Origin of the sequence: Streptomyces sp. NPDC051217, assembly GCF_044455465.1 — a bacterium.
GTDB lineage: Bacteria > Actinomycetota > Actinomycetes > Streptomycetales > Streptomycetaceae > Streptomyces.
The window spans coordinates 294038-319137 of record NZ_JBITEV010000009.1 but is presented as its reverse complement, the minus strand read 5'-3'; the positions used below and the strand labels follow the sequence as shown (position 1 = coordinate 319137).

Annotated in this window: 16 protein-coding genes and 2 pseudogenes; 3 read left to right on the top strand and 15 right to left on the bottom strand. The window is 70.0% G+C overall.

What is annotated here, in order from left to right:
• The 4 genes and pseudogenes from ACIBBB_RS22050 to ACIBBB_RS22035 form a co-directional block, all read right to left on the bottom strand.
• Positions 1–126 (bottom strand): annotated as a pseudogene (locus ACIBBB_RS22050) (4-hydroxy-3-methylbut-2-en-1-yl diphosphate synthase); the annotation flags it as partial.
• Positions 127–350: 224 nt separating this feature from the next.
• Positions 351–1652 (bottom strand): M50 family metallopeptidase, encoded by a 1302-nt coding sequence (locus ACIBBB_RS22045; protein ID WP_398984434.1) that lies wholly within the window; start codon positions 1650–1652, stop codon positions 351–353.
• Entirely contained in the window at positions 1649–2911 is a 1263-nt protein-coding gene (gene dxr / locus ACIBBB_RS22040; protein WP_398984432.1) for a 1-deoxy-D-xylulose-5-phosphate reductoisomerase, read from the bottom strand. The genes ACIBBB_RS22045 and dxr overlap by 4 nt, the downstream gene beginning before the upstream one ends.
• 194 nt (positions 2912–3105) lie before the next feature.
• A complete protein-coding gene (locus ACIBBB_RS22035; protein WP_398984430.1) occupies positions 3106–3927 on the bottom strand; it encodes a hypothetical protein in 822 nt (273 codons plus the stop codon).
• Between the two features lie 405 nt (positions 3928–4332).
• Between ACIBBB_RS22035 and ACIBBB_RS22030 the strand changes: the two genes are divergently transcribed.
• A complete protein-coding gene (locus ACIBBB_RS22030) occupies positions 4333–5529 on the top strand; it encodes a glycoside hydrolase family 64 protein (RefSeq protein ID WP_398984428.1) in 1197 nt (398 codons plus the stop codon).
• A 147-nt stretch (positions 5530–5676) separates the two neighbouring features.
• On the opposite strand, the gene ACIBBB_RS22025 is transcribed toward ACIBBB_RS22030, so the two are convergent.
• The 4 genes from ACIBBB_RS22025 to ACIBBB_RS22010 all read right to left on the bottom strand — a co-directional run bounded on the left by ACIBBB_RS22025 (position 5677) and on the right by ACIBBB_RS22010 (position 13883).
• Positions 5677–7638: an acyl-CoA dehydrogenase family protein gene (locus ACIBBB_RS22025; RefSeq protein ID WP_398984426.1), complete on the bottom strand. Its 1962-nt coding sequence runs from the start codon at positions 7636–7638 to the stop codon at positions 5677–5679.
• A gap of 314 nt (positions 7639–7952) precedes the next feature.
• On the bottom strand, positions 7953–9398 hold the full coding sequence (locus ACIBBB_RS22020; RefSeq protein WP_398984473.1) for an aldehyde dehydrogenase family protein: 1446 nt from the start codon (positions 9396–9398) through the stop codon (positions 7953–7955).
• Between the two features lie 285 nt (positions 9399–9683).
• The gene (locus tag ACIBBB_RS22015; RefSeq protein ID WP_398984471.1) at positions 9684–11261 is read right to left on the bottom strand and encodes a PucR family transcriptional regulator; all 1578 of its coding nucleotides are present in this window, start codon (positions 11259–11261) and stop codon (positions 9684–9686) included.
• A gap of 204 nt (positions 11262–11465) precedes the next feature.
• On the bottom strand, positions 11466–13883 hold the full coding sequence (locus ACIBBB_RS22010; RefSeq protein ID WP_398984424.1) for an ATP/GTP-binding protein: 2418 nt from the start codon (positions 13881–13883) through the stop codon (positions 11466–11468).
• A gap of 283 nt (positions 13884–14166) precedes the next feature.
• Here ACIBBB_RS22010 and gabT point away from each other — a divergent pair, with 283 nt between their 5' ends.
• Together gabT and ACIBBB_RS22000 are read left to right on the top strand one after the other, a co-directional pair.
• Positions 14167–15501 carry a 4-aminobutyrate--2-oxoglutarate transaminase gene (gene gabT, locus ACIBBB_RS22005; protein WP_398984422.1) on the top strand — a complete coding sequence of 445 codons (1335 nt, stop codon included), beginning with the start codon at positions 14167–14169 and terminating at the stop codon, positions 15499–15501.
• 162 nt (positions 15502–15663) lie between these two features.
• On the top strand, positions 15664–16527 hold the full coding sequence (locus ACIBBB_RS22000; RefSeq protein ID WP_398984420.1) for a phosphatase PAP2 family protein: 864 nt from the start codon (positions 15664–15666) through the stop codon (positions 16525–16527).
• Positions 16528–16553: 26 nt separating this feature from the next.
• Here the strand turns inward: ACIBBB_RS22000 and ACIBBB_RS21995 are convergent.
• The 7 genes and pseudogenes from ACIBBB_RS21995 to ACIBBB_RS21965 form a co-directional block, all read right to left on the bottom strand.
• Positions 16554–18382 (bottom strand): annotated as a pseudogene (locus tag ACIBBB_RS21995) (chitinase).
• Positions 18383–18591: 209 nt separating this feature from the next.
• Positions 18592–19140, bottom strand: a complete 549-nt coding sequence (locus ACIBBB_RS21990; protein ID WP_398984469.1) for a hypothetical protein — start codon at positions 19138–19140, stop codon at positions 18592–18594.
• Positions 19141–19378: 238 nt separating this feature from the next.
• Positions 19379–20794: an NAD(P)/FAD-dependent oxidoreductase gene (locus ACIBBB_RS21985; RefSeq protein ID WP_398984418.1), complete on the bottom strand. Its 1416-nt coding sequence runs from the start codon at positions 20792–20794 to the stop codon at positions 19379–19381.
• Between the two features lie 25 nt (positions 20795–20819).
• Complete coding sequence (locus tag ACIBBB_RS21980) at positions 20820–21614, bottom strand: ABC transporter permease (protein WP_398984416.1); 795 nt, start codon at positions 21612–21614, stop codon at positions 20820–20822.
• Positions 21614–22552 carry an ABC transporter permease gene (locus ACIBBB_RS21975; RefSeq protein ID WP_398984414.1) on the bottom strand — a complete coding sequence of 313 codons (939 nt, stop codon included), beginning with the start codon at positions 22550–22552 and terminating at the stop codon, positions 21614–21616. The genes ACIBBB_RS21980 and ACIBBB_RS21975 overlap by 1 nt, the downstream gene beginning before the upstream one ends.
• Positions 22549–23715, bottom strand: coding sequence for an ABC transporter ATP-binding protein (locus ACIBBB_RS21970; protein ID WP_398984412.1), 1167 nt, complete (start codon positions 23713–23715; stop codon positions 22549–22551). Before ACIBBB_RS21970 ends, ACIBBB_RS21975 begins: the two co-directional genes overlap by 4 nt.
• Positions 23716–23851: 136 nt before the next feature.
• Positions 23852–25099, bottom strand: coding sequence for a PotD/PotF family extracellular solute-binding protein (locus ACIBBB_RS21965; RefSeq protein WP_398984410.1), 1248 nt, complete (start codon positions 25097–25099; stop codon positions 23852–23854).
• Between the last annotated feature and the right edge of the window lies 1 nt (position 25100).

The following is a 25100-nucleotide window of genomic DNA, read 5'->3' as shown; positions in this document are numbered from 1 at the left end:
CATCGACTGCACCGAAACCGGCGCATCCCCACCGACAGCCACCGAACCGACCTGGATCTGTCGACTGACCCTCCGGTCGGCGAGCTTCGCCGGAACATCCGGCATTCCGAGAGAAATCGCAGTCATCTGCTGTGCAACCCCAAGGTGTGGATCGTGGTCCCGAGTTCGGCGGGCTCCAACCATCGAGATTACGTCACCGGCCCGCCGTACGAGCACACCGCTGCGAGCAAACCACCCAAAGGCATACGGCCGGGCTCAAAGAGACACCCGGCCGTAAACCTGCGGCCGCTTCGGCGGCACGAGCTGTTCCCCGACGTACGGAGCGCCGCCGTGGCCGCGCTCCGTACCCACTACATGATCTTGACCGGATTCACCACGTCGGCGATCAGCACGAGCAGCGTGAAGCAGATGAAGATCCCGGCCACGACGTAGGCGACGGGCATGAGCTTCGCCACGTCGAACGGCCCCGGGTCGGGCCTCTTGAAGAGGCGCGCGAGTTTGCGCCGTACGGACTCCCACAGCGCCCCGGCCATGTGCCCGCCGTCGAGTGGCAGCAGCGGCAGCATATTGAAGAGGAACAGCGAGAGATTGAATCCGGCCAGCAGGAACAGCATCATCGCGATCTGGTTCTGAGCCGGAACGTCCAGCGTCATCACCTCGCCGCCGATCCGCGCGGCGCCGACGACACCCACGGGCGAGTCGTCCTTGCGGTCGCCGTCGGAGAAGGCGGCGCTCCAGAGATCGGGGATCTTGGAGGGCAGCGCGATGATCGACTCGACACCGGTCACGATCATGTCGCCCATGCGGTCGACGGAGTCGCCGAAGGAGAGCGGGACGATCTCGGTGGCTGCGGCGAAGCCCAGATAGCCGGCGGGAACGAACTTGTCGGGGACGACCTCCCCGTCCGAGTCCTTCTGCGCCACCATGTTCTTCGCGAGCGTCGCCTGGAGGACCTCCTCCTTGCCGCCACGTTCGACCGTGATGGTGGCCGGACCGATCGTCTCGCGGATGAGGTTGGACAGCACGGACCAGTCCTCGACCCGCTGTCCATTGAAGGCGACGATCTTGTCACCCTCCTTGAGACCGGCGGCGCGGGCGGGCGACACGGGGTCGCTCGCCGTGCACTTCTCGCGCGCCACGTCCTGGGAGATGACGCACTTCTGAACGCCGGCGACCTCGGTCGTCTGGGTCTGGAAGCCGAAGCTCATCGCGACACCCATGAAGATCACGACGGCCAGGACCAGATTCATGAACGGTCCCGCGAACATCACGATCATGCGCTTCCACGGCTTGCGCGTGTAGAAGAGCCGGGTCTCGTCGCCCTCCTTCAGCTCCTCGAAGGCCGCCGAACGGGCGTCCTCGATCATGCCGCGCCAGGGTGAGGTGGACCGCGCCTCGATACGCCCGTCGGCACCCGGCGGGAACATCCCGATCATGCGGATGTAGCCGCCGAGCGGGATCGCCTTGATCCCGTACTCGGTGTCGCCCCTCTTGCGCGACCAGATGGTGGGGCCGAAACCGACCATGTACTGCGGCACGCGAATGCCGAAGAACTTGGCCGTCGACAAGTGGCCGAGCTCGTGCCACGCGATGGAGAAGAGCAGCCCCACGGCGAAGATCACTATGCCGAGGACTGTCAACAGGATCGTCATGCGCGAGCCTCCGCTGGCTGTTCTTCGCCGAATTTCTCTGCCATTTCGCGGGCCCGGGCGCGTGCCCAGGTCTCCGCTTCGAGGACGTCCGCCAGGGTGAGCGAGGTTCCCTTGGCGGGCCGGCCGTGCTCGGCGACGACGTCGGTGACGGTATCCATGATGCCGTTGAACGGCAGCCGCCCCGCCAAAAACGCGTCCACGCACTCCTCGTTGGCGGCATTGAACACCGCCGGAGCCGTACCTCCCAGCGACCCGACGTGCCGGGCGAGTCCCACCGACGGGAAGGCCTCGTTGTCGAGTGGGAAGAACTCCCAGGTCGACGCCGTGGACCAGTCGAACGCGGGCGCGGCGTCCGGCACCCGTACCGGCCAGCCGATGCCCACGGCGATCGGACCGCTCATGTCGGGCGGCGTGGCCTGGGCGAGGGTCGAACCGTCCGTGAACTCCACCATGGAGTGGACGTACGACTGGGGGTGCACGACGACCTCGATACGTTCGAAGGGGATGTCGTACAGGAGATGCGCCTCGATGACCTCCAGCCCCTTGTTGACGAGGGTCGCGGAGTTGATCGTGATCACGGGGCCCATGGCCCACGTGGGGTGCGCGAGAGCGGCGTCCGGGGTGACGTGGGCCAGTTCCGCCCTCGTGCGGCCCCGGAAGGGGCCACCGGAGGCCGTGACGACCAGCTTGCGCACATCGGCCCGGGTGCCCGCCGCGAGGCCCTGGAAGAGCGCGGCGTGCTCGGAGTCGACCGGGATGATCTGCCCCGGCTTGGCGAGTGCCTTGACCAGCGGGCCGCCGACGATCAGCGACTCCTTGTTGGCGAGGGCGAGCGTACGGCCGGCTTCGAGGGCGGCGAGGGTCGGCGCGAGGCCGATGGACCCGGTGATGCCGTTGAGCACCGTGTGGCACGGGGACGCCGCGATGTCGGTGGCGGCGTCAGGCCCGGCCAGGATCTCGGGGAGCGGCTCGGAGCCGTACTCCGCGCCCAGCGCCTCGCGCAGCGCCGGTACGGCGTCCTCGCGGGCGACGGCGACGGTGCGGACCCGGAGCTGTCGCGCCTGTTCGGCGAGCAGTCCGATCCGCCCGCCTGCGGCGGACAGCGCGGTGACGCGGAAGCGGTCGGGGTTGCGCAGGACCAGGTCGATCGCCTGCGTGCCGATGGACCCGGTGGAGCCGAGGACGACGATGTCCCGGCGGCCTTCGGACGCGTCGAAGGCGATATGGGGGTCGGCGAGGGGGGCTGGACTGTCGCTCATGGCCCCATTCTTGCCGCATCCGGCCACGGCGCGGACAGCGCGGGGCGAAAACGGAGCACGGGAGCGGTGCACCGGTCGGTCCGAGGGGGCGCCTTTGGGGGGCGCTTGTGGCGTCCGTTCACGGTGCGTTTCTCGGAACCCTCGGTCGGAACGCTTTGGTCGGGGCGCCGAGTTCGTACGGGGCGGGCCGGCCGTCAGCCCTTGGCGCCCGCCTCGAACTTCTTCCACTGCGCCGTGATGACTTCTCCGGGCACCTTGCCGATGTCCTTCGTATCCGTGATGTCGGCCCGGAAGGAGAGGGTGGTGGTGCCGGAGCGTACGACGGTGAGGTACTCGTACAGCTTCAGCGTGCCCTTCACGTCGAGGATTGTGAAGCGGTACGCCTGCGCCTCGTCGCCCTGGTCGGGCGCCTGGACCGGCTCGACCTTCAGGTACTGCCCCTTGGCGACGGCCCGGTTCTCGACGAAGCCGCCCGCGCACGCCTTGCCTGCCGCGCCGAGGGCCTTCATTACGGAGGCCGCGCCGTCGCCGTTGTAGGAACGGAGTTGTACGGCGACGGTCGTGCCCAGCATCTCCTCGGCGACGTCGACGTTGCGGTGGACCTCGGACACCGGGTCGAAGGCGGTGGCGCCCTTGGCGAGGCTGACGAGGGGCTGGCAGGTGGCGGGGTCCGCGGTGTAGTCCTCGCCGAGCGGCGCGCCGAGGGTGAACTCTCCGGCGGTGTACTTGCCGATCTTCTCGCCGTCGGTGAAGGCGAGGGCCGTGAGGTCACGGCGGCTGAGGGCCCCGGTGCCGCCGGAGCCTTCCGAGCCGGGGGCGTCGCCTGGGGTTGACGCGGTCGGCTTGCCGTCCGCTCCCGTGTCCTTGCCGCCCTTGCCGCCGTCGCTCGTCTCGTCGCCCCCGCCGCCGCAGGCTGCCGCACCGGTCAGTACGGCGCCGACGAGCGCGAGCGCCGCCACGTGGCGCAGACGTGCGCGTCGGCCGCCGGGCCGTCCCTGATTTCCCGCCCCGAACATGCCTGCCCCAATCGTCAGTTGATGGCGTCCTCGGTCCCGCGCCCTCGGCGGCGTCCTTGGCCGATTCGCGCGGCTCGCGCCCCGTGTGGTCACGTCGCGGCTCGATTGTGCTGCATGCGGGCCCCGTGGTCACACGCGGCGGGCCGAGGCACCGGCGGCCGAGTCGAGACATCTTCGCCAAGTTGCGGCATCCGCATTGACACGCCTCACGCGCGGGCGCAATTCTGAGAGCGCTCTCAGAAAGGTCTGTACCTGAAGAGTCGTGTGGTTCCGGTTTCCCCGCTCCCGGCCGGCCCTCCAGCTCCCGGCCCTTCAGGTCGCACCCGCCTCACCGGCGGCGTCCGTACGTCAGATTCCGCCCCCCACTGTTCTCACCGGGATTTACCTGACGAGGAGGAAGAGCGAGTGCCTGCGATACGCAAGCTGCTGGCCTCTCTGGCCGCCGCGGTGGTCTTCACCACCGGATTCACGGCCTTGACCAGCGCCGCCCCGGCCGAGGCCGCGGTTCCCAACACCATTCCGTTCACCATCACGAACAACTCCGGCCGCGGCGAACAGCTCTACATCTACAACCTCGGTACGGAGCTCTCCTCCGGCCGCCAGGGCTGGGCCGACGCCAACGGCACCTTCCACGCCTGGCCCGGAGGCGGCAATCCGCCGACCCCGGCGCCCGACGCCTCGATCGCGGGGCCGCCCCCGGGGCAGAGCAAGACGATCCAGCTGCCGAAGTTCTCGGGACGGGTCTACTTCTCGTACGGGCAGAAGCTCGTCTTCAAACTGGCCACCGGCGGGCTGGTGCAGCCGGCCGTGCAGAATCCGAGCGACCCGAACCGGAACATCCTCTTCAACTGGTCCGAGTACACGCTCAACGACTCCGGCCTCTGGATCAACAGCACCCAGGTCGACATGTTCTCGGCGCCGTACGCGGTCGGTGTCAAGGGCCCCAGCGGCGCCACCAAGACCACGGGCCATCTGAAGCCGGGCGGCTACAACGGCTTCTACAACTCCCTCAGGAGCCAGCCGGGCGGCTGGGGCGGTCTGATCCAGACCCGATCGGACGGCACGGTCCTGCGGGCGCTCGCGCCGGGTCACGGCATCGCGTCCGGCGCCCTGCCGGCCGGTGTGCTGAACGACTACATCAACCGGGTGTGGGCGAAGTACGCCAACTCCCCACTCACGGTGACCCCGTTCGCGAATCAGCCGGCGGTCAAGTACGTCGGCAGGGTCTCCGGCAACGTCATGAACTTCACCAACACCTCGGGCGCGGTGGTCACTTCGTTCCAGAAGCCCGACGCCGACAGCATCTTCGGCTGCTACAAGCTGCTCGACGCGCCCAACGACCAAGTACGGGGCCCGATTTCACGCACGCTGTGCGCCGGGTTCAACCGCTCGACGCTCCTGACCAACCCCAACCAGCCCGACGCCGGCTCGGCGGACTTCTACAAGGACAGCGTCACCAACCACTACGCGCGGAAGATCCACGAGCAGATGGTCGACGGCAAGGCGTACGCGTTCGCCTTCGACGACGTCGGCGCCCATGAGTCGCTGGTGCACGACGGTGATCCGCGGCAGGCGTACCTCACGCTCGACCCGTTCAACTAGGGCAGCGCCCCCCGTAACGCCACGGGCCGCGTCTTCCGTAAGGAGGACGCGGCCCGGTGTTTTCCCCCGCCCCGTCGGAACGGCCGGAGGAGCTCGGCTCCCGGTCGGCCCGGGTCGCTCCAGCTCCCCCGGTCGCTGAGCGGTCGCTCAGCGGATGGGCCGGTGGACGTTGTCCCTCTGCGACGGGCCGGGCGTGGCGTCGGCGATCCAGGGGCCGTCACCGCTCGGGTCGATGATGCCTTCCTCCAGCCAGGTGTACGTCCCGGACAGCACGCCTTTAACGACCTTGCGGTCGACGTCGTCCGTGTTGGACCAGAGCCGCGTGAACAGCTCCTCGACGCGGATCCGCGCCTGTCGGCAGAAGACGTCGGCGAGTTGGTACGCCTCGCGGCCGTGCTCTCCCCCGGTACGCAGCATCTCGGCCCGTACGCACGCCGCGCTCATCGCGAACAGCTCTGCGCCGATGTCCACGATGCGGCCGAGGAAGCCCTGCTTGGTCTCCATGCCGCCCTGCCACCGCGACATGGCGTAGAAGGTCGAGCGGGCGAGCTTGCGCGACGTCCGCTCGACGTAGCGCAGGTGAGCGGAGAGATCCAGGTGCCCCTTGGGGTGAAACTCCGCATAGGAGTTGGGCAGTTGGCCGGGGCCGGCGACCAGCTTCGGCAGCCAGCGCGCGTAGAACACGCCCGCGTGCGCCCCGGCCCTTGCCTTGTCGGACAGCGTCTTGTCGGGGTCGATGATGTCGCCGGCCACGGCCAGGTGGGCGTCGACCGCCTCGCGGGCGATCAGCAGATGCATGATCTCCGTGGAGCCCTCGAAGATCCGGTTGATCCGCATGTCGCGCAGGACCTGCTCGGCGGGTACGGCGCGTTCACCGCGGGCGGCCAGCGACTCGGCCGTCTCGAAGCCCCGTCCGCCGCGGATCTGGACGAGTTCGTCCGCCATCAGCCAGCCCATCTCGGAGCCGTAGAGCTTGGCCAACGCCGCCTCGATACGGATGTCGTTGCGGTCCTCGTCGGCCATCTGGGACGACAGGTCGACCACGGCCTCCAGCGCGAAGGTCGTCGCCGCGATGAACGAGATCTTCTCCCCCACCGCCTCGTGGTGGGCGACGGGCTTGCCCCATTGTTCGCGCGCAGCCGTCCACTCGCGGGCGATCTTCAGGCACCACTTGCCGGCGCCGACGCACATCGCGGGAAGCGACAGACGGCCGGTGTTGAGCGTGGTGAGTGCGATCTTGAGGCCGGCACCCTCGGGGCCGATACGGTTCGCCGCAGGGACCCGTACCTGGTGGAAGCGGGTGACCCCGTTCTCCAGGCCGCGCAGGCCCATGAAGGCGTTGCGGTTCTCCACGGTGATGCCCGGCGAGTCCGCCTCGACGACGAAGGCGGTGATGCCGCCCTTGTGCCCCTCCGACTTCGGTACGCGGGCCATCACGACGAGGAGGTCGGCGACGACGCCGTTGGTGGTCCAGAGCTTCACGCCGTCCAGGACGTAGTCGTCGCCGTCGCGCACCGCTGTGGTGGCGAGCCGCGCGGGGTCGGAGCCGACGTCGGGCTCGGTGAGCAGGAAGGCGGAGATGTCGGTACGGGCCAGGCGCGGCAGGAACGTGTCCTTCTGCTCCTGCGTGCCGAACATTTTGAGCGGCTGCGGTACGCCGATCGACTGATGCGCGGAGAGCAGCGCGCCGATCGAGGCGTTCGCCATGCCGACCAGGGCGAGGGCCTTGTTGTAGTACACCTGGGTGAGGCCGAGGCCACCGTATTTCCGGTCGATCTTCATGCCGAAGGCGCCGAGTTCCTTGAGGTCGTTGATCACCTCGTCAGGGATGCGCGCCTCGCGCTCGATCCTTGCGCCGTCGATCCGCGTCTCGCAGAACTCGCGCAGCGTGGCCAGGAAGGCTTCTCCGCGCCGTACGTCCTCCGCCGGGGGTGCGGGGTGGGGATGGATGAGATCGAGCTGGAAACGGCCGAGGAACAGCTCCTTGGCGAAGCTCGGCTTGCGCCAGCTCTGCTCACGGGCGGCCTCGGCCACCCGCCGCGCTTCCCGCTCGGAGACCTTGGGCTCCGGGACCTGGGCCGTGTCGAATGAATCGGATGGAGCGGACATCGGGAACTCACCTCGCCGCGAACGTCGGGTCGATGGGCCCGACCGGCCAAGACGTCGTCGTGTCGCCCTGGTGGGAAAGGTACCGGCCGGTACTACTCGTCCGTATCTACCCGATTACCGAGGGTGTAGCCAGTCATGCCGCGCACCGTCGGTGCGGCGGGGTGGGGTCGTTCGCCTACCCCGAGGCGACCGGGACCGCACCACGACGATCCCGGAGGTGTCCTCCTCGGTACGACTGCGGCGGAGGCCTGGACGGGGCCGGCACAGGGTGCGCCCCGGCCCGGACGGCCCCGTTGTCGGCTGTGGGCCGCGCTCTACAGGGCCAGGCCCGTGAAGACCATCACGCGCTCGTACGTGTAGTCGTCCATCGCGTACTTCACGCCCTCGCGGCCGACGCCGGACTGCTTGACACCGCCGTACGGCATTTGGTCGGCGCGGTACGACGGAATGTCGCCGACGATCACGCCGCCGACCTCGAGCGCCCGGTGCGCGCGGAACGCGGCCTGCACGTCGTGAGTGAACACGCCCGCCTGGAGGCCGTACTTGGAGTCGTTCACCGTCTCGAACGCCGCTTCCTCGCCGTCGACGCGGCTGAGGGTGAGAACGGGGCCGAAGACCTCCTCGCAGGAGATCGTGACGTCCGGCGGGACGTCTGCGAGGACGGTGGGCGCGTAGGACGCCCCGTCACGCTTTCCGCCGGCCAGGAGCCGGGCGCCGGCGCGTACCGCCTCGTCCACCCACGCCTCGACGCGCTTGGCGGCGTCCTCGCTGACGAGGGGGCCCACGTCCGTGGCGTCGTCGGACGGGTCGCCGGTGACCTGCGCCTCGACGGCGGCGACGATCTTCGGTACAAGGCGCTCGTACAGGGACGCGTCCGCGACGACGCGCTGCACCGAGATGCAGGACTGGCCGCCCTGGTAGTTGGCGAAGGTGCCGATCCGGGTCGCCGCCCAGTCGAGATCCTTCTCGCTCGCGTAGTCGGCGAGGACAACTGCCGCACCGTTGCCGCCGAGTTCGAGGGTGCAGTGCTTGCGAGGCACCGAATCCATAATGGCGAAACCGACCTTGTCGGAGCCCGTGAAGGAGATCACCGGCAGCCGCTCGTCCTGTACGAGGGTGGGCATCCGGTCGTTGGCGACGGGCAGCACCGACCAGGCGCCGGCGGGCAGCTCGGTCTCGGCGAGCAGCTCGCCGATGAGCAGGCCGGAGAGCGGCGTCGCGGGGGCGGGCTTGAGGATGATCGGGGCACCGACGGCGATGGCCGGGGCGATCTTGTGCGCGCAGAGGTTCAGCGGGAAGTTGAACGGCGCGATACCGAGCACGACGCCGCGCGGAAAGCGGCGGGTCAGCGCAAGGCGGCCGGTGCCGCCGGCGTCGGTGTCGAGTCGCTGCGCCTCGCCACCGTTGAACCGGCGGGACTCCTCGGCCGCGAAGCGGAAGACCGAGACGGCGCGGCCCACCTCTCCTCGTGCCCACTTCATGGGCTTGCCGTTCTCGGCGGAGATCAGGCGGGCGATCTCCTCGGTGCGCTCGACGAGACGGCGCGACACATGGTCGAGCGCGGCGGCCCTGACATGCGCGGGCGTCGCGGCGAACTCGTCGCGCACGGCGTACGCGGCGGCGACGGCCTCTTCGACCTGTGCCTCGGTCGGGACGGCGACCTTGCCGACGAGCCGGCCGTCCCACGGGGACGTGACGTCCAAGGTCTCCTCACCGGTGGCCTGGCGCCCGGCGAGCCAGAAGGCATGGGTGGCTGCCACAGTTTCGTTCGGCATTGCGAGTCCCGGCCCTTCCGAAGTGGTGGTGTTGTCTCCCCCACCGTAGGGGCGCGGGCCACGGACGTGATTTGTCCGGGGTGGAGTGGTGGCAGGTGCGCGCTGTGACGCTTTGGCATACGCGACCGCCTGTGCCCCGCCGCCGAGGGAGAGCCGGTGGGCCGGCGTCGATCGTCCACGGGTCGGCCCACGGCGGGCTGGCGCGGTAACTACCGAATACGTCGCGGCAGTTGGGCGAACGGAGGCTGAGGAATGGGTCCGCAATCAGCACTACGGCCCCGGCGGCGGCGTCGCCGACGTGGTCTTCAGGGCCAGCCACAGCTCCATCCGCACGTCCGGATCGTCCAGCGTGCGGCCCAGGATCTCCTCCACACGGCGCATGCGATAACGCAGCGTATGACGGTGGACGCCCAGATCCGCCGCGGCGGCGTCCCACTGACCGTGGCGCGAGAGCCATGCCCTGAGGGAGGCCACCAGGTCGCCGCGCCCCTTGGCGTCGTGTTCGTACAGCGCCCGCAGCATGCCGTCGGCGAAGGCACGCACCGCGTCGTCCGCGAGGAGCGGCAGCAGCGAGCCGGCCGCCAGTTCCTCGTGCTCCACCAGCGCGCGGCCCCGCCGGCGCGCGACGGACAGGGACTGTTCGGCCTGTTTGTAGGCGCCTGCCGCCGCGATCGGCCCCGTCGGGGCGGAGAGGCCGATGACGAGGCCGGCGTCGTCCGCCTCCTGGTCCTTGTACGTCTCACAGGCGGCGGCGACCGCGCCGGCGTCCGCCGCGAGCACGACGAGCCGTTCCTCGCCGTCGGGCACGGCGAGCACCGCTTCCCCACCGTGCGCCGCCGACGCCTCCAGCGAGTCGGTCAGAGCCCGGAGCGGATCGTCGGCGGCGGGATCACGTGCATCGGACGCCGCCTCGGCCGGTTCGGCGACGAGCAGGCGGAACGGGGCGTCCAGCAGCCCCCCGTACAGATCTCCCGCCACCGCCCGGGCATGGTCGGGCTGCCCTGAGAGCAGCATCCGCAACACCGCGGAGCCCAGCCGCTGCTCGGCCTCCTGAAGCGCGCGCGACCGCTCCGTGGTGAGCGTCAGCAGGGCGACCGCCGAGTGCACGGCGTACCGCTCCGCGGTGCCCAACGCCGCCCCCGTACCGACGGCGAGCGCGCCCCGTACGCGCCGGCCGGTGCCCAACGACTGGAGCTCGACCCGGTCGTCCGGATCACCGACCACGACGCTGGCGGGCGCGGGTCGCTTCCGGAGCCGTTCCACCTCGGGGGTGAGGCGGGCGGCGCGGCGTGCGGCCCAGTCGGGCGCGGCGGCTATCACCGCGCCCGTCGCGTCGTAGAGCGCGGCCCAGCCGTCGATGTCCGCGGCGAGGCGGGTGAGCAGCGCGGCGGGGCCTTCGGAGAGCGCCGCGCGGGTCAGCTCCCGCTGTGCCTCGAAGCCCGCCGTGACCGCCCGGTACTGATCCGCCGCGATGGCCGCCGAGACGGCCTTGCTGATGGCGAGGAAGGGGGTACGGCGCGGCACGGCCAGCAGCGGCAGCCCCTCCGCGCGGGCGGCGTCGACCAGGGCGTCCGGTATGTCCTCGTAATTGACGCCGACCGCGAAGCCGAGCCCGACCACGCCGGCGCCGACGAGCCGCCGAACGTAGCGCCGCATGGCCTCGGGGTCCTCTGCGTGCAGGGTGACAGCGGTGACAAGCAGCAGCTCGCCGCCGTCCATGTACGGCACCGGGTCTTCGAGTTCACTGACATGGGCCCAGCGCACCGGCGTATCGAGCCGGTCTTTTCCCGCGCGCACGGTGAGCTTGAGCGCCGAGTGCTGGATGAGGGAGGCGAGCGTGGGCGGCATGGCGGACCGTAGGACCTTCATGAAGAGGATGCGCGGGCATTTTCGCCGTCCCGTAGAAACGGCCTACCTCAATTCTGCCAGGGTGTACGAGAAGCGGGTATGGGCGGCGATGCCGACGGCAGGCAGCAATGAGCCGTGGCCCGAGCCGCCGACCTCGCCTCCGTACGTAGGCAGATTCGCGCGCCGGTCGCCCGAAGGGGGCGCTCAGGTGCGGAGGTCCACCAGCATCGGCGGCGCGTGCTCCCCGCCGACGGTGGTCAGGGAGAGCACGGCGTGGCCCGCCGGCACGGAGTGGGCCAGTTCGGAGGCCGACCAGCGTTCGCGCTCGACCTCCCGCACCGTGACCGCCTCCGCCGTGGCCGCCTTGCCGGTCACCAGCCGCCGCATGAAGTGCACCGCCTTCGTGAGCGGCTCGTCGGAGATGATCTGCCGGTTGGTGACGTCGCGGGTCTGGACCCACTCCGTGCCCCAGCTCTCCGCGAAGCGCCCGCCGTCCCACGGTCCGAGCCCGGAGAACGCCATGCGGCACCCCACGGCTCCGAGGAGCGGGCCGCGCAGCGGGTCGGGTACGTCTTCCAGTGTGCGCAGCGCGAGGACGACGCCGGCGTTCGCGGAGCGCAGCCGCTGGATGGCGCGGACGGAGTCGCCCGTCACGGTGTACGTCGCGTCGTCCAGGACGAGGCAGGCGAAGAGCGACCGGTCCGCGCGAGCGAGCGCGGCGTCGGTGAACTGGGCGAGGAGCAGCCGGGCGATGATCCGTGACGCCTCGGCGTGGCCCCGTTCGGGCAGGTCGATCCTGACCCTCAGCGGATGCTCGATGGCGCGCAGCGAGAAGGCCCGGCTGCTGCCGTCCGTACGGAAGAAGTGGGCGAAGGCGGGCCGGTCGAGGAAGGCGAGGCGTTCGGCCAGGAGGACACCGATGTCGTCGCCGCGAGTCGACTGCCGCTCGCGTGCGTCCAGCTCGCGCAGTTGCGCGGCCGCGCCGGGGTCGCCGGACGTCTCCAGGGCGGTGCGCAGGGACTGGAGTGCCGTGGAAGAACCACCGATCAGTTCGCGCAGTTCCGGTACGGCGGGGAAACGCCCGTGGACGCTGCGGTACGGGCCGATGAGCTGGGCGAGAGCGGTGGCGGCCCTGCGCCTGTCCCCACCGGGGAGACCGGCCGCAAGATCGCCCACGAGGGCCTCCGAGAGCGTCCTGGCGGCCTCGTCGGGGTCGTCGGCGCTTCCGTAGAGGTCGAGGTCGTGAGTGGCGTCGGGGCGGCCGACGGCGATCACGAGGTCGAAGGAGTCGTCGGGGGCGAGCGCCGCCCCGTCGGCGGTGACGGCGACGACGGCGGCGCGGTTGGCCAGCGCCTGGAGGCAGAGTGACTCGACGACGGGGCGGACCAGCCGGACCGTCTTGCCGGAGCCCGCGGGCCCGACGGCGAGCAGCGACGTGCCGAGCAGCCCCGGCTCAAGGGCGACGCCGGTGGTGCGCCGCGCGTACGGGTTACGGGGGCTGTCCGCCGCGGTGCCGATCCTGACCTGCCCCGTGGCGAGGTCGTGGTGCGCGGTACGCAGCGGCAGGTCACGTACACCCGAAGGGTGCCCGCAGGCACCCGCCCCGTGGGCGCGGACGGTGTCGGTGAAGGCGGGCAGCCGTTCGGGACGGGTACGGACGCCCTGCCAGGCGCGGCGGATCCGTGCGTAGTCGACGTCGCTGAGGGTGCCGTGGTGTACGGCGTCGGCGAGCTTGGCGGCGGCTTCGGTGAGTCCGGCGGCGCGGAGTTCGGGCCAGTCCGCGGGGTCGGCATCGGCCGGGGGCGGCGGCGTGGGCAGCTCGTCCGGAGTAACCATCCCGAGGCGGCGCCGTACGGGGGGCCAGGTGCCTGCGCGCCCGATCACGGCCAGCACGGCGGCGACGAGCAGTACGTAGTAGACGTTCGACACCCAGGTGAGCCACGTGACGGTGCGCGGCATCTCGCGCCAGAAACCCGGCAGTAGTACGAAGAGGGGCCACAGCGGCACTCCGTAGCGCCGCCAGACCTCGTTCCAGTTGCCGATACGACCGAAGCCGACGGCGAGCAGGCTGACGACGAGGGCGTAGTAGAGATAGCTCGCCGCGACGTACAGCTCCACGTGGGGGCTGTTCTGCGACCGCCATTCCTCGGGGGTCAGCCACTGGATCGGCAGGAGCCACCAGCTGTCGCCGAAGATCCACCAGCCGCCGAGATACCCGTTCCAGAGCAGTGACCAGACGAGCCAGCCGCAGAGGTAGGCGACAAGCGCACCGCTGAATAGTTGACGGGCCGGTACCTGCTCGGGCTCCTCCGGGGGGCGCGGATGGTGGCCGAGCCGCCAGATGCCCGGTTCGGCCTCGGGGCGGGCGATCCGCAGCCAGTCGGCCACGGACGCGCCGATGCCCGGCGCCGGCGCGTGCGTCGGCGAGGGGGGCAGGGCCGGGGAGGCGGGCGGCACGGCGTGCCCCTTCGGGGCGGAGGCCGCGGGCGGGACGGCCTGCGATCCCGGGGCGGAAGGCGGCGGCGCCGACGGCGGCGTGGGGGGCTGGGGCGGTGGCCCCGCCGGACGGGGCACGGGATTGGCTCGTGTGCCGCGTGAGTCGTGCGTGCCGTCGGTGTTCATGAACCCCTGTCCCCTGACCAGCCAGGTCCGCTCTGTACAGGCCTCAATCTAGTGCCCGGACACGGGGAGTTCACCGTTGCGGCCGTACGGAGTGTTGGCCGCGGGCCCCCCGGGGCGCGTGAAACGGCGCCCCGCCTCGTATGTCCGTGGCGGACAACGACACGCCCCGGATGCTCCCGAACGGCGCATGCCCGACGCCCCTCTCCGCCCCTAGCCTGCGAAGTGAAGGCAGATGCGAGCACGCGAGACACGTAGCGTCCGGAACCACCCCCAGGAGCCCCTCATGACCGCAATCCCGCAGGAGCGGCGCATCGTCACCGCCGTCCCCGGTCCCAAGTCGCTGGAGCTGCAGAACCGCCGTACCGCCGCGGTCGCCGCCGGCGTGGGATCCGTGATGCCCGTCTTCGCGGCCCGCGCGAGCGGCGGCGTTGTCGAGGACGTGGACGGCAACAGCTTCATCGACTTCGGGTCCGGCATCGCGGTGACGTCCGTCGGTTCCTCCGCGGAGGCCGTCGTACGCCGCGCCACGGCCCAGCTCGCCGACTTCACCCACACCTGTTTCATGGTCACGCCGTACGAGGGCTACGTGGAGGTCTGTGAGCAGCTCGCCGAGCTGACCCCGGGTGACCACGCGAAGAAGTCCGCGCTGTTCAACTCTGGCGCCGAGGCCGTCGAGAACGCCGTGAAGATCGCTCGCTCGTACACGAAGCGGCAGGCGGTCGTGGTCTTCGACCACGGCTATCACGGCCGTACGAACCTCACGATGGCGCTGACCTCGAAGAACATGCCGTACAAGCACGGCTTCGGTCCGTTCGCCCCGGAGATCTACCGCGTCCCCGTGGCGTACGGCTACCGCTGGCCGACCGGCCCGGAGAACGCAGGTGCCGAGGCCTCCGCGCAGGCCATCGACCAGATCAACAAGCAGATCGGCGCGGAGAACGTCGCGGCGATCCTCATCGAGCCGCTGCTAGGCGAGGGTGGCTTCATCGAGCCGGCGAAGGGCTTCCTGCCCGCGCTCGCGAAGTTCGCCAAGGACAACGGCATCGTCTTCGTGGCCGACGAGATCCAGTCCGGTTTCTGCCGGACGGGGCAGTGGTTCGCGTGCGAGGACGAGGGCGTCGTACCCGACCTGATCACCACGGCGAAGGGCATCGCGGGCGGTCTGCCGCTGGCCGCCGTCACGGGGCGCGCGGAGATCATGGACGCGCCTCACTCGGGCGGCCTCGGGGGTACGTACGGCGGGAACCCGGTGGCCTGCGCCGCCGCGCTCGGTGCCATCGAGACGATGCGCGAGCTGGACCTCGTATCGAAGGCCAGGCGCATCGAGGAGATCATGAAGCCTCGTCTCAAGGAGATGGCCGAGAAGTTCGACGTCATCGGCGACGTACGGGGCCGTGGCGCGATGCTCGCGCTGGAATTGGTCAAGGACCGGGACACCAAGGAGCCGAACCCGGAGGCGACGGCCGCGCTCGCCAAGGCGTGCCACGTGGAAGGGCTGTTGGTCCTCACCACCGGCACGTACAGCAACGTGCTCCGGTTCCTGCCGCCACTGGTGATCGGCGAGGACCTCCTTACGGAGGGCCTGGACATCCTTGAGCAGGCGCTCGCCGGACTCTGACCGTACGGGGCGGGCCCCCGCGCGGCCCGCCTCTGTACGGAGGGCTCCACCGCCCCGTGTGCCGGTCCCCGGGGGCGGGCCTGTGAAGAAGGTGTGCGGGGCCGATGGCGGGTTCAGCTTCCCGCTGTCGGACCTCACGGCCCTGACGTACGGTTTCGCCAGATGGAAGAAACACCCCGCTCGCAGGAGACTGCGGGCGACCCCTCGACGGCGCTTCCCCAGCTCCGTCCTGGTCGCGTCTTCGGACGCACTGGAGCATCCAGCTCCGGAATTCCTCATCGATCGGACGGCCGCCCGCCCCAAACCCCCCGGGGCGCGCGGCGACCCGATCCCGGCGGCCGTCTCGGAACTACCCCCCCTGTTCCGGGGCGGCCGGCATTTTTCTCCGGGCGCTTCGGCTCAGCAGGCCCCGTCGGCCCCTTCACTCCCCGCGGGGCGTTCGCCGTCTGCGCTGTTCTCTTCACGCTCGTCACCTGGCAGGTCGTCGCCGGTGGCCCGCTCCGTAACGCCGATGAGCGACTGGGCCGCGACGCCTTCGGGTGCGGCCCCACCGGACTGACGGAATTCCTGGCCGATCTCGGTGGCATGCCGGTCGCCCTGCCTGTCCTGGCCGTCGCGGTCGGGTACGCGGTGTGGCGGGGACACCGTGCGCGGGCGGTGGCGGTCGTGCTGGCCATGGCCGCCGTTCCGGTGCTGGTGATCCCGCTCAAGCTGTGGATCGACCGGACGGGGCCGCTCACGGCGGAGTCCGGCTACTACCCCTCGGGACACACAGCGACCGCGATGGTCGCCTACTGCGGCGCGGCGCTGCTTCTGCGGCCCCGTACGGGGCGCGAATGGGCGATGCCCGTCGCAGTGGTGCTCAGTGCGGCGACGGGCATCGGACTGGTGCTACGGGGCTACCACTGGCCGCTCGACGTGGTCGGCAGCTGGGTGCTCTGCGGCACGGTGCTGGCCCTGTTGGTGACGGCCCTGCGGTGGATCGACAACCGCAGGGCCGCCGGCTCGGGAACGGACGCCCCGTAGGGCAAGCCGCGACTGGTCGGCTCGGCTCAGCTTCCGAAGTACCCGTCGAAGTTCCGGGAGAACTCCCACTGGTTGAAGCGGTCCCAGTTGATCGACCAGGTCATCAGCCCGCGCAGGGCGGGCCACGTGCCGTGTGTCTGGTACGACCCGCAGTTGGTCTTCTTCGTCAGACAGTCCAGGGCCTTGTTCACCTCGGACGGGGTGGTGTGGCCGTTGCCCGCCTGCTGCGACGCCGGGAGTCCGATCGCCACCTGGCCCGGGTCGAGCGCCGGGAAAACCTTTGTGGTGTCGCCCGCCACCGGGAAGCCGGTGAGCAGCATGTCGGTCATCGCGATGTGGAAATCGGCGCCGCCCATGGTGTGGTACTGGTTGTCGAGCCCCATGATCGGCCCCGAGTTGTAGTCCTGGACGTGCAGCAGGGTGAGGTCGTCGCGCAGGGCGTGGATGACGGGGAGGTACGCCCCGGCGCGCGGGTCCTGGCCGCCGAAGGGGCCGGATCCGTAGAACTGGTAGCCGAGCTGCACGAAGAACGTCTCCGGGGCCATCGTGAGCACGAAGTCCGCCCCGTACTTGGCCTTCAGGCTCTTCACGGCGGAGATCAGGTTGACGACGACGGGGCTCGTCGGGTTGCGGAAGTCGGTGTCGCCGTTGTTGAGGGAGAGCGAGTGGCCCTCGAAGTCGATGTCGAGGCCGTCGAGGCCGTACTCATCGATGATCTTGGATACGGAGCTCACGAAGGCATCGCGCGCGGTGGTCGAGGCGAGTTGGACCTGACCGTTCTGGCCGCCGATGGAGATCAGGACCTTCTTGCCCGCGGCCTGCTTGGCCTTGATGGCGGCCTTGAACTCGGCGGGGGATTCGACGTTCGGGCATTCGGCGACCGGGCACAGGCTGAAGCGGATGTCGCCCGAGGTGACCGACGTCGGCTCGCCGAAGGCGAGGTTGATGACGTCCCACGAGGCGGGCACGTCGGCCATGCGCGTGTAGCCGGAGCCGTTGGCGAAGCTGGAGTGGAGGTAGCCGACCAGGGCGTGGGCGGGGAGGTCCGACTCGTTGCCGCCGCCGTCCGCCGGCCGGGTGGTCGCGGTGACGACGGAGGAGAGCGGGGAGCGGCCGGCGGCGTTGGTGGCGGACACCTGGAAACGGTGGGCGGTCGCGGGGCTGAGCCCGGTGACGGTGGTCGACGTGCCGGTGACGTTCAGGTTCGGGGCGCCGTCGCGGTGCACCGTGTAGCCGGTGGCGCCCGCCACGGGCGACCAGGCGAGGCCGACCGAGGACGCGGTGACGGTCGAGGACCTGAGGCCCGCGGGGGCGGCGGCGGGGGCTGCCCGGTCTCGCCGCCCGGCCCGACGAGGCTGAGGTCGTCGACGTGGTAGGCGGGGGTTCCGTACCAGCCGTTGGTGTAGAGGGTCACGGACGTGGTTGCGGGGCCGGTGCGGAAGGAGGTGGTGAGTTTCTGCCAACTCGGCGCGGACGGGGTCCATGTTGAGACGTCGGTGGTGCCGGTGCCGGAGGCGCCGAGGTAGACGTAGCTTCCCTGGACCCAGGCGCTCAGGGTGTACGCCGAGTTGGGTCGGACCGTGACGGTCTGGCTGCATTTCGCGTTGTCGCTGCCCGCCGGAGTGGCCTTCAGTGCCGCGGTGCCGCCGTGCACGGGGTTGCTGACGGTCACACCGCTGCCGCCCGTACAGCTCCAGCCGGTGAGACCGGATTCGAAGCCGCCGTTGGTGGCGACGTCCGCATCGGCCGCGCGCGCTGTCTCGGCGGAGACGACGAGACCGCCGGCGGTGAGTACGGCTGCCGCGAGAGCGGCCACCAGTCTGGGGTACCGAGAAGGTCGTCTGTTGCGTTCCACAACTGCCTCCGGGCATGGCGGAATTGAGTGACCGAGCCGGGCACAACATGGTCCAGACCAATCAGGTTGTCAAGACCTCTGGTGCTCTACGGCTCCGACTGCCCAACCGCCCCGGCGGGCTGTCATCAACCACCCCACCGCCCCGACGGGGCCGCGCGCGTCTTACGAAGTCCGCGCTTCACACACCCTCGGCTCTCGCCGCTCAGCGCTCAGCTCGCCCGGTCATCACCCCCGTCGCCACCAGAACCTCCGCCGACAGCCCCGCCGCCCCCGGCGCCGCCCCCAGCGTCACCCCCGGCCTCGGCGGCGATCTCGGCCGCCGCCTCGTGCATCGCAAGCTCCAGCAGCGGCGGGTCCGTGAGCGTGCCGGAGCCGTCGGGCGGGATCACCCAGCGAACCCCGCCCCCGGTGCGCCCCGGGTACGGGACGACGATCCACGTACCGCCACCCGCGCCCCGCACCCCCGTGCCGATCCAGCGGGCGACGGTGCCGGGCGGCACGAAGAACCCGAGGCGCGCGTCGCCGAAGTCGGCCAGGACCGGGCCCGGCCGGTCGACGAGCCGGGTCAGAACCTTGAGCGTCGGATATCCCAGCTCACCGGGGAGGATCAGGACGTCCCAGCGCTTCCCGGCGGGAAGGAGGGCGACCCCGTGCGGGTTCCGCTCCCATTCCCAGCGGCAGGCGTCGGGATCCGGCGCCACCGACGCCAGCCATTCCAGCGCGGCCCTCGCCACCGAGTGGGCCCCCGAGTCAGTCATCATGCGGCCTCCGCTCCACGTTGTTGGACAGTGCGTCCACAGAGGGAGAGGGAGATCGCGCCGGATCATTACGCGAGTTCAGACCGACAGTCAGTGGTGATGTGGGTCACAGCACCAGACGAGAAACTCATGACTCCACCGAGAGACCGGACCGGGGCCACCGGGGCCACGGCCGGCCCAGGACCGGGCCACGCCCCGGCCGGCAAACAGCCCGGCGAGGCCCCCCTCCGTACGGAGGTCAGCTGTCGAAGCCCAACCCGACCCGGTCCATGGCCTTCAGCCAGAGGTTGCGCCGCCCGCCCCTGACATCCGCGCGGGCCAGCGACCACTTGGTGAGCCCGATCCCGGCCCAGGCGGCCGGCTCCGGCGGGAACGGCACCGGCTTCGTCCTGACCATCTCCAGCTCCGTACGCTCCGTCCGTTTCCCCGCGAGCAGATCGAGCATGACGTCGGCGCCGAAGCGGGTCGCGCCGACACCGAGGCCGGTGTACCCGGCGGCGTACGCGACCCTCCCGCCGTGCGCCGTACCGAAGAAGGGGGAGAACCGCGAGCAGGTGTCGACGGCACCGCCCCACGCGTGGCTGAACCGCACCCCCGTCAACTGAGGGAAGCAGGTGAAGAAGTGGGAGGCGAGCTTGAGATAGGTCTCGGGGCGGTTGTCGAGGGCGGCGTCGAGGCGTCCTCCGTACGGATAGATCGCGTCGTAGCCGCCCCACAGAATGCGGTTGTCGGCGGTGATCCGGAAGTAGTGGAACTGGTTGGCTCCGTCGCTGAGTCCCTGCCGCCCCTTCCAGCCGATGGCGCCGAGCTGGTCCTCGGTGAGCGGCTCGGTCGTCAGGGCGTAGTCGTAGACGGGCACCGTGTACGCCCGCACGCGCCGTACCAGGGACGGGAAGACGTTCGTGCCGAGCGCGACGTGCCGGGCGAGCACGCGGCCGTACGGCGTGCGGACAGCCATGCCGGGGCCGGAGCGGGCGAGTTCGAGACCGGGCGTGTTCTCGTAGATCCGTACGCCGAGGTCCTGGCAGGCCCGCTTCAGCCCCCAGGCGAGCATGGCCGGGTTGAGCATGGCGACGCCCCGCCGGTCCCACAGGCCGCCGAGGAACGTCGGCGAGTCGACCTCCGCGCGCACCGCCTCGCCGTCCAGGAGGTCCAGACCCGTGAAGCCGGACGCGGTCGCCTCCTCGTACAACTGGCGGAGATCTTCGAGCTGGTGGGGCTCCGTGGCCACGGTGATGTCGCCGGTGCGCTCGAAGTCGCAGTCGATGGCGTAGCGCTCGACGGCGGACTCGATGGCGTCGAGATTGCCCTCGCCGAGGTCCTCCAGCGCCCGCAGCTCGCCGGGCCAGCGGCTGAGCCCGTTGGCGAGGCCATGGGTGAGGGAGGCGGAGCAGAAGCCGCCGTTACGGCCGGAGGCGGCCCAGCCCACCTCGCGGCTCTCGATCAGTACGACGTCGCGGCGCGGGTCGCGCTCCTTGGCGAGGAGCGCGGTCCACAGGCCGCTGTAGCCGCCGCCGACGACCAGCAGATCGCACCGTTCATCGCCCGCCAGGGCCGGCACGGCGCCGGGCTTGCCCGGGTCGTCGAGCCAGTAGGCCACGGGCTGCGCGTCGGCGAGTGAGGCGGCTGCTGTACGCATGGCTCCAGGGGCCATGTCTTCCAACTCCTTCAGGTCCTGCTCAGGGTGTTGCGGCCTTCTTTCGCCGGTCGCTGACCAGCTGGCCGCCGATCACCATCAGTACCGCAATGACGAACATTGCCGTCCCAATGACGTTGATTTGCACCGGTGTGCCGCGCTGCGCCGATCCCCACACGAACATGGGGAAGGTGACGGACGAACCGGCGTTGAAGTTGGTGATGATGAAGTCGTCGAACGAGAGGGCGAAGGCGAGCAGCGCCCCCGCCGCGATCCCCGGTGCGGCGATCGGCAGGGTGACCCGTACGAAGGTCTGCACCGGCCCCGCGTACAGATCGCGGGCCGCCTCCTCCAGCTTCGGATCCATCGACATGACGCGCGCCTTGACTGCCGTCACCACGAAGCTGAGGCAGAACATGATGTGCGCGATGAGGACGGTCCAGAACCCCAACTCCGCCCCCATGTTCAGGAATAGGGTCAGCAGCGAGGCCGCCATCACCACTTCGGGCATGGCCATCGGCAGGAAGATCAGCGAGTTGATCGCGCCGCGCGCCCGGAAGCGGTAGCGCACCAGCGCGAAGGCGATCATGGTACCGAGGACGGTGGCCCCGATCGTCGCCCAGGCGGCGATCTGGAACGAGAGCGCCAGCGACCCGCAGAGGTCCGCGACGCCGCACGGATCCTTCCAGGCATCGAGCGAGAACGTCTGCCACTCGTAGTTGAAGCGCCCCTTCGGCTTGTTGAAGGAGAACACCATCACGACGAGGTTCGGCAGAATCATGTACGCGAGCGTGAGCAGCCCCGCGACGACGACCACGTTGCGTCGGATCCAGCGCATCAGACCAGGTCCTCCGTCCCTGAACGGCGGATGTAGACGGTGACCACGACCAGCACGACCGCCATGAGGATGAACGAGAGCGCCGCCGCCGTCGGATAGTCGAGCACCCGCAGGAACTGGCTCTGGATCACGCTGCCGACCATCTTGGTGTCGGTGGAGCCGAGCAGTTCCGCGTTGACGTAGTCGCCGCTCGCCGGGATGAAGGTCAGCAGCGTGCCGGAGACAATGCCCGGCATGGACAGCGGGACGGTGACCTTGCGGAAGGTCGTCGCCGGCTTCGCGTAGAGGTCTCCGGCCGCCTCGTGGAGCCGCCCGTCGATGCGCTCGAGCGAGGTGTAGAGCGGCAGGATCATGAAAGGCAGGAAGTTGTACGTGAGGCCGCAGACGACGGCCATGGGCGTGGCCAGGACGCGGTCGTCGGCCGTCCAGCCGAGCCAGCTGGTCACGTCGAGCACCCGCAGGGTGTCCAATGCCCCGACCACGGCGCCGTCGTCCGCGAGGATCGTCTTCCAGGCGAGCGTGCGGATCAGGAAGCTGGTGAAGAACGGGGCGATGACCAGGACCAGCAGGAGGTTGCGCCAGCGGCCGGCCTTGAAGGCGATGAGGTACGCGAGCGGGTAGCCGAGCAGCAGGCACAGCACGGTCGCGGTGCCCGCGTACAACAGCGAGCGTACGAAGTGCGGGTAGTACTCCTGGAGCGCGTCCCAGTAGGTCTGGAAGTGCCAGGTGACCTTGAAGCCCTCTTCCAGGGAGCCCGCCTGTACGGAGGTCGACGCCTGGTAGACCATCGGCAGCGCGAAGAACACCAGCAGCCACAGGATGCCGGGCAGCAGCAGCCAGTACGGGACGAGGCGTTTACGGCGCGGAACCTTGCGTACTGTCGCGTCGGTGACCGGAGGTGTGGCCGGCGCCGCGGGTGGTGCTGCCGTGGCGGTCACGACCCCTCCTCGTCCACCGTCTTGACGCCCGCGTCGATGTCCTGGGCCGCGTCGAGCCCGAAGGTGTGCGCGGGGTTCCAGTGCATGACCACCTCGGCCCCCGGAACGAGCCGGCCGTCGCGCTCGACGTTCAGCGCGTACACCTCCAACTCCGCACAGACGGGGCTGTCGATGACGTACTGCGTCGAGACTCCGATGAAGCTGGAGTCGACGATGCGCCCCGTGATCCGGTTACGGCCCGCGGGGATGGAACCCTCGTCGTCCGCGTGCGCGAGGGTGATCTTCTCGGGGCGTACGCCGACGAGCAGCCGGCCGCCGTCCGGGACGTGCGTCGTACAGCGGTCGGCGGGCAGCCTCAGCTTCACGCCGGCCGAGGTCACCACCACCCCGTCGCCGGTCTTCTCCGCGACGTCGGCCTCGATGAGGTTGGAGGTGCCGAGGAAGTTGGCGACGAAGGTGGTCCGCGGGTTCTCGTACAGCTCCGCAGGAGCGCCCAGTTGCTCGACCCGCCCCGCGTTCATCACGGCGACGGTGTCGGCCATCGTCATGGCCTCCTCCTGGTCGTGCGTGACATGCACGAAGGTGATGCCGACCTCCGTCTGGATGCGCTTGAGCTCCAGCTGCATCTGGCGGCGCAGCTTGAGGTCGAGCGCGCCGAGGGGCTCGTCGAGCAGCAGCACCTTCGGATGGTTGATGAGGGCGCGGGCCACGGCGACGCGCTGCTGCTGGCCGCCGGAGAGCTGGTGCGGCTTGCGCTTCGCGAAGTCGCCGAGCTGGACGAGGTCGAGCATGTCGCCGACCTGTTTCTTCACCGACTTGATGCCGCGACGGCGCAGGCCGAACGCGACGTTCTCGTAGATGTCGAGGTGCGGGAAGAGCGCGTAACTCTGGAAGACCGTGTTGACGGGGCGCTTGTGCGGCGGCAGGCCGGTGACGTCCTTGTCGCCGAGGAAGACCGACCCGGTGGTCGGTTCCTCCAGGCCGGCGATCATCCGCAGCGTGGTGGTCTTGCCGCAGCCCGAGGCACCGAGGAGGGCGAAGAAGGAGCCCTCCGGGACGGTGAGGTCGAGGGGTTTGACGGCGTGGAAGGAGCCGTACGACTTGCTTATCCCGGTGAGGCGGACGTCGTCGCCGCCCCGGTCGGTGGATGCGGTCTCAGTCATGGGTAACGATCCCGGGGGCTTGGGAGGGGCGGAACGGAGCGGAGGGGGCCTCTGGGACCCCGCGGCCCGTGGCAGTGCGAGCCGGCGGCCTGAGGGGTCTTGTAGGGCCACACGGGGCCACGTCGGATCTCGCGGCCTAGGCGCCGATGAGCTTGGCGAACTTCTCCTCGTACGCCGTCTCTTCCTCACCGCTCAGCGAACGGAAGGCGTGGGACTGCGAGGCCATCGCCGCGTCGGGGAGAATCAGCGGGTTTGACGCCATCGACTCGTCGATCTTCGCGAGCTCCGTACGGACGCCTTCGACGGGGCAGACGTAGTTGATGTACGCCGCGAGCTGCGCGGCGATCGGAAGCTCGTAGTAGTGGTCGATGAGCTTCTCGGCGTTGGTCTTGTGCCGGGCCTTCGCCGGGACCAGCAGATTGTCGCTGGAGATCATGTAGCCGGCTTCCGGGATGGCGAACTGGATGTCCGGGTTGTCCGCCTGGAGCTGCACGATGTCGCCGGCCCAGGCGAGACACGCCGCGATGTCGCCCTTGCTGAGATCCGCGGTGTAGTCGTTGCCGGTGAAACGGCGGATCTGCTTCTTGTCGACGGCCTTCTGTATACGGGCGACGGCGCCGTCGAAGTCGTCGTCCGAGAACGACGCCGGGTCCTTGCCCATGTCGAGCAGCGTCAGCCCGATGGAGTCGCGCATCTCGGAGAGGAACGCGACCCGCCCCTTCAGGTCGGGATCGTCGAGCAGTTGCGAGACGGACTCGATCTTGCGGCCCCCTGTCGCCTTCTTGTTGTAGGCGATGACGGAGGGGATACCGGTCCACGGATACGTGTAGGCGCGCCCCGGATCCCAGTCGGGCGAGCGGAACTGCTGGGACAGATTCGCGAACGCGTGGGGCAAGTTGGCGGGATCGAGCTTCTGCGCCCAGCCGAGCCGGATGATGCGGGCGGCCAGCCAGTCGGTGACGCAGATGAGGTCGCGCCCCGTGTCCTGACCGGCCGCGAGCTGCGGCTGGATCTTGCCGAAGAACTCGACGTTGTCGTTGATGTCCGCCGTGTACTTCACCTGGATCCCGGTGCGTTTCGTGAACGCCTCCAGGGTGGGGAAGCTCTTCTCGTCCTCACTGACGTCCATGTACTCGGTCCAGTTGGAGAAGACGACGCGCTTCTCCTTCGCCGAGTGGTCGGTTGCGGCGGTGCCCCCGCTCTCGCCCTTCGCGGGCGGAATCCCGCAGGCGCCGAGGCCCGCCACGCCGCCGATCGTGAGCGCCCCGGCGCCGGTGGCACGCAGCAGCGAACGGCGGCTGAGCGCGCCCCGTCCGTTGCTCAGGCTGCGACGCGTCGCGGCTATCTGGGCCGCGGAGAGACGGCCGGGCTCGTACTGCTCCATG

Coding starts and splice junctions, on each gene's coding strand:
- ACIBBB_RS22045 (WP_398984434.1), bottom strand. CDS start 1,652: ATGACGATCCTGTTGACAGTCCTCGGCATAGTGATCTTCGCCGTGGGG.
- dxr (WP_398984432.1), bottom strand. CDS start 2,911: ATGAGCGACAGTCCAGCCCCCCTCGCCGACCCCCATATCGCCTTCGAC.
- ACIBBB_RS22035 (WP_398984430.1), bottom strand. CDS start 3,927: ATGTTCGGGGCGGGAAATCAGGGACGGCCCGGCGGCCGACGCGCACGT.
- ACIBBB_RS22025 (WP_398984426.1), bottom strand. CDS start 7,638: ATGTCCGCTCCATCCGATTCATTCGACACGGCCCAGGTCCCGGAGCCC.
- ACIBBB_RS22015 (WP_398984471.1), bottom strand. CDS start 11,261: ATGCCGCCCACGCTCGCCTCCCTCATCCAGCACTCGGCGCTCAAGCTC.
- ACIBBB_RS22010 (WP_398984424.1), bottom strand. CDS start 13,883: ATGAACACCGACGGCACGCACGACTCACGCGGCACACGAGCCAATCCC.
- gabT (WP_398984422.1), top strand. CDS start 14,167: ATGACCGCAATCCCGCAGGAGCGGCGCATCGTCACCGCCGTCCCCGGT.
- ACIBBB_RS22000 (WP_398984420.1), top strand. CDS start 15,664: ATGGAAGAAACACCCCGCTCGCAGGAGACTGCGGGCGACCCCTCGACG.
- ACIBBB_RS21990 (WP_398984469.1), bottom strand. CDS start 19,140: ATGACTGACTCGGGGGCCCACTCGGTGGCGAGGGCCGCGCTGGAATGG.
- ACIBBB_RS21985 (WP_398984418.1), bottom strand. CDS start 20,794: ATGGCCCCTGGAGCCATGCGTACAGCAGCCGCCTCACTCGCCGACGCG.
- ACIBBB_RS21980 (WP_398984416.1), bottom strand. CDS start 21,614: ATGCGCTGGATCCGACGCAACGTGGTCGTCGTCGCGGGGCTGCTCACG.
- ACIBBB_RS21970 (WP_398984412.1), bottom strand. CDS start 23,715: ATGACTGAGACCGCATCCACCGACCGGGGCGGCGACGACGTCCGCCTC.
- ACIBBB_RS21965 (WP_398984410.1), bottom strand. CDS start 25,099: ATGGAGCAGTACGAGCCCGGCCGTCTCTCCGCGGCCCAGATAGCCGCG.